5 protein-coding genes and 1 pseudogene are annotated in these 7763 nt (G+C 74.7%); all 6 read right to left on the bottom strand.

Going from position 1 to position 7763, the window contains the following annotated elements; genetic code table 11:
* Positions 1-976, bottom strand: a pseudogene (locus VR45_RS37750) (hypothetical protein); the annotation flags it as partial.
* A 304-nt stretch (positions 977-1280) separates the two neighbouring features.
* The gene (locus tag VR45_RS37745) at positions 1281-1937 is read right to left on the bottom strand and encodes a YigZ family protein (RefSeq protein WP_045944467.1); all 657 of its coding nucleotides are present in this window, start codon (positions 1935-1937) and stop codon (positions 1281-1283) included.
* A gap of 149 nt (positions 1938-2086) precedes the next feature.
* Positions 2087-3379 (bottom strand): aldolase/citrate lyase family protein, encoded by a 1293-nt coding sequence (locus VR45_RS37740; protein WP_045944466.1) that lies wholly within the window; start codon positions 3377-3379, stop codon positions 2087-2089.
* 138 nt (positions 3380-3517) lie between these two features.
* Positions 3518-5245, bottom strand: coding sequence for a DUF2637 domain-containing protein (locus VR45_RS44980; RefSeq protein ID WP_078897374.1), 1728 nt, complete (start codon positions 5243-5245; stop codon positions 3518-3520).
* Between the two features lie 220 nt (positions 5246-5465).
* Complete coding sequence (locus tag VR45_RS37730) at positions 5466-6131, bottom strand: response regulator transcription factor (RefSeq protein WP_045944465.1); 666 nt, start codon at positions 6129-6131, stop codon at positions 5466-5468.
* Positions 6083-7489 (bottom strand): histidine kinase, encoded by a 1407-nt coding sequence (locus VR45_RS37725; protein WP_234326559.1) that lies wholly within the window; start codon positions 7487-7489, stop codon positions 6083-6085. Before VR45_RS37725 ends, VR45_RS37730 begins: the two co-directional genes overlap by 49 nt.
* Positions 7490-7763: the final 274 nt, after the last annotated feature.

Raw genomic sequence — 7763 nt, 5'->3', positions numbered from 1 at the left:
CGACGGGGACGGCCACCGGGGCCGCGAGTACGGGTGCCGAGGCCGGCACCCGCGGCGGGGGCACGGCCGCCAGCGTCGCCGGCGGCGTCCGTTCGGCGGCGAGCCGGCGCGGTTCGCGGGACAGCAGGACGGCCGCGCGCCGCGGGTCCTCCTCGATCCGGTGGCGGGCCAGCACCGGGTGCCGGCGGCCGTCCCGGCGCGAGGCCGGGTCGACCTCGGGCAGATAGGTGCGGACCGCCCCTCCGTAGACGGCGTGGAACTCCAGGGCGACGTTGAACCTGGTGCGCGCCTCGGCGTCCAGGACGTACAGGGTGGCGAGTCCCGGCAGATGCTCGCAGAGCGGGGCGACCACTTCGGCGAGCCACGCTCCGGCATCGAGGCCGGCCGGGACGCTGGCCACCATGGCGGGCATCCGGCGGTCCGGGTCGCAGAGCTCGTCGACCAGGCCGTCGACCTCGGCCGCGGTGAGCATCCGGGGAGCGGCCAGGACGGCGGCCGGGCCGTCGGCGGCGTCCAGCAGCGGCAGCAGGGTGCGGGCCGGTTCGGGCACCGGTACCCGGCCGGGCGTCCGCACGGCGCTGTCGGTGGTGCGGGTGGCGGCCTCCAGCCGGAGCCAGGTCGGGCCGATGGGCCCGGCCGCCAGGGTGAGGGTGAGGTGGTCGGTGCCGTGCGGGGCGGGGGTACGGACCCGGCGGCGGTCGTAGCGGCCCCCGGGACCGCCCGGGAGCGGACCGCCGTCGCGGTCCAGCAGGACGCGGTCGCCGAGCCGGAAGCGCTCGGCGTAGAGGGCGGCGGCTCCGGTCCGGGGCGGGGCGGACAGGTCGCACGGAGCGGACGGGGCGGCGGACAGCGCGGGCGGCGGGCCGAGGAGGGCGGGCGGGGGTTCCTCGCACCCCTCCCGTTTCAGCCAGGCGGCGAGGTGCTGGTCGGCCAGGGCGAGGGCGTCGGCGTACGGGAGGGCGGTGGTGACGGTCATCCGATAGGGCGCCGCAGGGCCTCCGGAGCCGGGGAGTCCGGCTCGGGCGGGCGACGACGAGGAACGTTCCGAGGTCATGCGCATACCTCCGTGGGGCGGTGGGGTCCCGTGTCCTCCATCGATGGGTCTTTGGTCCGGTTCGCCGGACCTGTGCCCAGGAAACGCCATGGCCCGGAGCGGAAGTTCCAACTCCGGGCCACGTCACTACATTCGGGTGAATCTGCTCAAGCCCGCTGTCGCACAGGACGAGAATCTGCATCGTCTCCGGCCCCGCCCCGGGACCGGCCGCGCGGACGCCGTCCGGTCAGACCGGCACCTCGACGTAGGTCCGGCCCGCCGCCACCCCGGCCGCCGTACCGCCGGTGGCCTCGGCCAGCCAGGTGTGGAACGCCGCGACCTCCGGCTCCGGCACCCCCACCTCGATCCGCACCCCGGACGCCTCGTACGCCAGGTCGCTGACCGTGAATCCGGCCGCCCGCAGGTCGTTCTCCACCCGCCCGGCCCGGGCGTGGTCGACCGTCACCGCGAGCAGCGCGACCGGCCGCCGCTCCAGCAGCCCGAGCTCGTCCAGCGCCTCCGACACCGCGCTCCCGTAGGCGCGCACCAGGCCGCCGGCGCCGAGCTTGATACCGCCGAAGTAGCGGGTCACCACCGCCACCGTGTCGGTCACGCCGCGCCGGCGCAGTACCTCCAGCATCGGCACCCCGGCCGTCCCGCCGGGCTCGCCGTCGTCGCTGGAGCGCTCGCGGCGCTGCTCCTCGCCGACCACGAAGGCGGTGCAGTTGTGCCGGGCGTCCCAGTACTGCTTGCGGATGCCCGCGATGAAGGCCTGGGCCTCCTCCTCGTCGGCGACCCGGGCGAGGTGGCAGATGAACCGGGACTTCTTGATCTCGATCTCGTGCGTGCCCGCGCTCCGGACGGTCAGGTACGGCCGGGGGGTCGGCTCCGGTGTGGCGGGCATGGCGCGGCGGTTCTCCCGGAGGACGACGAGGGGCGACGGCGCGGCCCACAGGGGACGACAGCTCGCCCACGGACCGCCCCGCCAGCCTACGGCGTGCCCTTCGAACCGGACCCGAGGGGCGCCGGACCCGAGGGGCGGGCGGGCAGCGCTCAGCCGCGGCCCGCGAGCGCGTCCAGCCGGGCCCGGTCCAGACCGGTCGCCGCCCGGACCTCGGCGAGGTCGACCGCACCGCAGTCGAGCCCGCGCAGCAGGTACCCGCTGAGCGCCCGGGCGGTCGCCGGCTCGTCCATGACGTCCCCGCCCGCCTTGGCCACGTACGCGGCCAGCCGGGCCGCGGCGGAGGCCAGGCCCTCCCGGTAGAAGGAGTAGACGGCGACGTACCGGGTCGGCAGGTGCGCCGGGTGCATGTCCCAGCCCTGGTAGTAGGCACGGGCGAGCGAGCGGCGGACCAGGTCGTGGTGGAGCTTCCACGCGGCGTGCACCTGGGCGGTGGTGCCGGTCGGGATCACATTGGTGGAGCCGTCGGAGAGCCGCACCCCGGTCCCGGCGGCGGCGACCTGCATCACCGCCTTGGCGTGGTCGGCGGCCGGGTGGTCCATGCTCTGGTGGGCGGCGGCGACCCCGCACGCGGCGCTGTAGTCGAAGGTGCCGTAGTGCAGGCCGGTGGCCCGCCCCTCGGCCGCCGCTATCATCCGGGCGACGGTGGCCCGGCCGTCCGGGCCGAGGATCGCCTGGGTGGTCTCGATCTGGATCTCGAAGCCGAGCCGTCCTTCCGGCAGCCCGGCGCCGCGCTCGAAGTCCGCCAGCAGCCGGACCAGCGCGGTGACCTGCTCGGCGTAGGTCACCTTGGGCAGGGTGAGCACCAGCCCGTCGGGCAGTCCGCCGTGCGCCAGCAAGGTGCCGAGGAACAGCTCCAGGGTGCGGATGCCGCGGTCCCGAACGGCCGCCTCCATGCACTTGATCCGGATGCCGAGGTACGGCGGAGCACTGCCGTCGGCGACCGCGGCGGCGAGCAGTTCGGCGGCCCGGACCGCCGCCGCGTCCTCCTCCGCGTCGGGCCGCGGGCCGTAGCCGTCCTCGAAGTCGATCCGCAGGTCCTCGACCGGCTCGCGCTCCAGCTTGGCCCGGACCCGGCGGTGCACCTCGGCGAGCAGCCCGTCGTCAGCTACGCCGAGCGCGCGGGCGAGCTCGGCGGGGGTGCCGGCGTGGGTGTCGAAGGCCTCCAGGGCCTGTCGGCCCCAGCTCCGCACGGTGTCAGCGGCAAAGGCGTCGGCCGGCACGTAGACGGTGTGGACCGGCTGGCGGGTGCCCGGGTCGCCCGGGAAGCGGTGGGCCAGATCGGCGTCGACCGGCGCCAGCAGCGCGTCCACGGCGGACCGGGCGGCGGCGGAGAATCCCGCCGCGCCCGTCGGCCCGGTAGCACCCGTCTCGACCTGCGACATCCGTCACTCCTCACGCAAGCATGCGCGCGGGGCCCGTGCCAGGCCAGCGCTTCAACAGTTTGTTGATGCGAAGGTAGACGGGCCGGGAACGGGCGTCAATGCCCGCCGGCGGACCGGGCGGCGCAGCCGCGGGCCGGGTCAGTCCCGCCCGGAGGTGGCGTAACGGTCCCGCAGCTCCGGGTAGAGCGCCTCGACGTCCTTGGGGTGGACCGAGCCGTCGGGACGGTTGCCGGCCACGCCGTACTTCTTGGTCAGCCAGGCGGCCAGCCGCTGCGGGTCCGGCTCGTGCTCGAAGGTGTCGATGTAGCTCACCAGCGCCTCGAACGCCTGCTCGGGATCCAGCCGGTACGAGCCCGGGCGCGGCGCGGGGCCGATCGGCCGCTGCCCGCGCTCGGCGAACTCCGGCGCCTCCTCCGCGGCCTCGGCGGAGCCCTGCTCGACGTAGGCCTGCTCGACGTAGGCCTGCTCGGTGTAGGCCTGCTCGGTGTAGCCCTGCTCGACCTGACCCTGCTCGGCGAAGCGGTCCTCCACGAACGGCGGCTCCGCGTACCCGGCCTCGGGCCCGGCGTGGGCGACGGCGGCCTGCTGCTCCGGGGCCTCCGGCTGGTCGGGGTCGGTCGGGCGCGGCGGCTTGAACCACGGCGAGACCTGGCCGGGCACCCGCCCGCCCGGCGCAGCGTCGCTGGGATGCCCGGTGGTCCGCACGGCCCGCTCGGTCCAGACGTTCAGCTCCTCCTCCTGCGGAGCCGGGGGCTGCTGCGCCCCGCCGACCGGCTCCTGGGCGTCGCGCAGCCGCACGGCGGCGAGCTTGGCGAGCACCTCGGCGGGAGCGGGCTCGGGCTGCCCCTGCGGCTCCGCCTCCGGCTCCGGCTCCGGGCGGCCCTGCCCCTGGGGCTGCGGCTGCGGCCGGCTCTGCGCCGGGCCCGGCACCCGCGGCACGGCCTGGGTGGAACGGTCGACCCGGACCGGCTGTTGCTGCTGCCTCGCGGCGACCGGCCCCTCGGCCCCGTCCTGCTCGCGGGCCGCCGCGGCGCCGTTCCCGGCCCGCGCGGGCTGCCCGGCCGGCACCAGGACGGCCGCCGCACGGCTTTCCTGGAGCGCGCGGGCCTCCTGCACCGCCAGGGCCGCCTCGGCCCGGGCCGCCGCCTCGACCTCGCGGGCCTCCTTCTCCTCCCGGGCCACCCGGGCGTCCTCGTCCATCCGGTCGAACACCGACGGGTCCAGCGGCACCCCGTACTTGGCCAGCTTGAGCGGCAGCAGCGCCTGGATCGGCGCCGCGCGGCGCCAGCCGCGGCCGTAGCGGAAGCGCAGCTGGGCCCGGTAGACCAGCCGGTTCTGCTCCAGCCGCACGACCTCGTCGTAGGAGCGCAGCTCCCAGAGCTTCATCCGCCGCCAGAGCCGGAAGGTCGGCACCGGCGAGAGCAGCCAGCGCATCATCCGGACCGACTCCATGTGCCGGTCCGCGGTGATCGCCGCGATCCGGCCCACCGCGTGCCGGGAGGCCTCGACCACGACGACGAACAGCAGCGGGATGACGGCGTGCATGCCCATCCCGAGCGGGTCGCCCCAGGAGGCGGCCGCGTTGAAGGCGATGGTCGCGACGGTCAGCAGCCAGGCGGTCTGCCGAAGCGCCGGGAAGGGTATCCGCAGCCAGGTGAGCACCAGGTCCAGCGAGAGCAGGACCACGATGCCCGCGTCCACGCCGATCGGGAACGCGTAGGAGAAGGCGCCGAAGCCCTTCTGCTCGGCCAGCTCCTTGACCGCGCTGTAGGAGCCGGCGAAGCCGATACCGGAGATGATGCAGGCACCGGCGGCGACCAGACCGAGCAGGCTGCGGTGGGCCTTGGTGAGCGATGGGCGTGCCATTACGTCTATCAACCCCTGGATGTCGGCTGCGGCCGTTCGCTGCCTCGGCTGCCGGTTCCCGCTTGTCGGGGCGCCGGACGGCTGAGCGACCTCCGGGCTCGGCCCACCGGAGTTTACTCGTACACCTGTCCCAGCGTTCCCGCAGCCCGCACCGTCACCGCGACCGGCCGCTGCCGCTCCCCAACGCCCCGCCCCGCGGAGCCGGGGAGCGGGCGCCCGGTCAGGACGGCTGCCCCGCCGTGCCGTTGAGGTAGGCCAGCACGGCCATGACCCGGCGGTTCGCATCCTCGGCCGGGGCGAGTTCGAGCTTGGTGAAGATATTGGCGATGTGCTTGGCCACCGCACCGTCGCTCACCGACAGCCGGGCGGCGATCGCCGAGTTCGAACACCCCTCCGCCATCAGCTCCAGCACCTCCCGCTCGCGCGGCGACAGCCGCTGCAACGGTCCGGAACGACGCGAGGTGCTCTGCATCAGCTTGGCGATGACGTCCGGGTCCATCGCCGTACCGCCGGCCGCCACCCGGCGAACCGCGTCGATGAACTGGTCGGCGTTGAAGACCCGGTCCTTCAGCAGGTACCCGATCCCGCCCGTGCCGTCCGCCAGCAACTCCCGCGCGTAGAGCTGCTGAACGTGCTGCGACAGCACCAGCACCGGCAGGCCCGGAATCTCCCGGCGGGCCTTGAGCGCCGCCTGGAGGCCCTCGTCGGTCAGGGTCGGCGGCAGCCGGACGTCGACCACCGCGACGTCCGGACGGTGCGTCAGCAGCGCCTCCTGCAGCTCCGGACCGGTCTCGACCGCTGCGGCGATCGTGAAGCCGTGCGCCTCCAGCAGCCTGATCAGACCTTCTCGAAGGAGGTAAAGGTCCTCGGCGAGGACAACTCGCACGGCAGCTCCAGGGTGATGGTGGTCGGACCGCCCGACGTACTGTCGATGGCCAGGACACCGTCGAAGGTACCCAATCGCCGCTCGATCCCCCGCAGCCCGGTCCCCCTGGTGGGATCCGCGACCCCGACCCCGTCGTCCGTCACCGTCACCCGCAGCCGGCCGGCCCGGTACAGGATGTCCACCCACACCTGCTCCGCGCCCGAGTGCTTGGCCGCGTTGGCCAACAGCTCGCAGATGCTGAAGTACGCCGTGGCCTCCACCGGCGCCGCCGGGCGGTCCGGCAGACTCACGCACACCTCGGTCGGCAGCGCGCAGTCCAGCGCGAGCGCACGGACCGCGTCACCCAGGCCCCGCTCCGCCAGCACCGGCGGGTGGATGCCCCGGACCAGGTCGCGCAGCTCCTGGAGCGCCCGCGCCGAGGACTGCCGGGCCTCGGACAGGAGTTCGCGCGCCGCCACCGGATCGGTCTCCATCAGGTGCTCGATCGTGCCCAGCGTCATCCCGATCGCGACCAGCCGCGCCTGGGCGCCGTCGTGCAGGTCCCGCTCGATCCGCCGCAGCTCCGCCGCCTGGTCCCCGACCGCTTCGGCCCGGGTCTCGGTCAGCTCCGCCACCCGCCGGGTCAGCTGGGCGTGCGAGGTCCGACCGTCCTTGTCCAGCACCCTGCGGGCCACCTCCGCGTACCCGCGCACCGCGTACGGGGCCAGCAGCGTGCCCAGAGCGAGCATCCCGAGCCCGAGCAGGGTCGCGAGGAACACGGTCGGGGCACCGCTCGAACCCACCGGCCCGTAGCCACGCACCGCGACGACCACGAACGCCGCCCCACCGCCCAGGACTCCCAGCACCACGAGTCCCAACGCAAGCGCCAGCAGCGGGCTGACCAGCAGCCAGAGCATCTCGCGCCGCGTCACGGCGTCCCTCACCGCCCAGTGCAGCAGCTGCGCGAGCCGGGCGACGTTGTGGGACCGGTGGTAGGAGTAACCCGTCCACCAGTGACCGCGGGCGTCCGCCTCCAGCGGCGGCCTGGGGGTGTACAACGCCGGCAGCCTGGTGCCGTACCAGCGGTTGAGCTGCCCCCGGGTCCGGGTCGCGGTCGGCCGCACGAACAGCCCGGCCAGCGTCAGGGCCGCGCCCACAGCAGCGATCAGCGCGACGAACACCGCCGGGTAGTAGCCGTCGAGCAGCCATGCGGCCGTCGCGCCGGCGAAGAAGGCCCCGAACACGGGCACCACCACGATCGGCACCGCACCGAGCACCAGCAGGGACAACCGGGCCAGCCCGCGGCCGCCCGCAGCGAGGGCCGCCTCGGTCTGGGCGCGCACGGCACCGCCCCCGCTGATCCGACTCTCTGTTGCCACGCCAACTCCTGATTGCTGATGCCGATGCCGCAGACCGGCCCCGATCCTCCTCATCCAGTGTCCCCGGCCCCAGGGCCGTCGGCACTGGCCGTCCCACCCGAATTCAGGGTGGTCCTAGGTCCACCCCGCGCGGGCCCCTGCCCCAACAGGGCCGAATCCCCCGAGCACCGGACGCAGCAATACGGGCAGCAATTCACGCACAACGCAAAGAACCCCCGCCGGTTTCCCGACGGGGGTTCTTCACAATGATTGTTCGGCGGCGTCCTACTCTCCC

The organism is Streptomyces sp. NRRL S-495 (assembly GCF_000966955.1).
Taxonomy (GTDB): domain Bacteria; phylum Actinomycetota; class Actinomycetes; order Streptomycetales; family Streptomycetaceae; genus Kitasatospora; species Kitasatospora purpeofusca.
The sequence above is the reverse complement of the archived record's forward strand: the minus strand, read 5'-3'. Positions and strand labels throughout refer to the sequence as shown.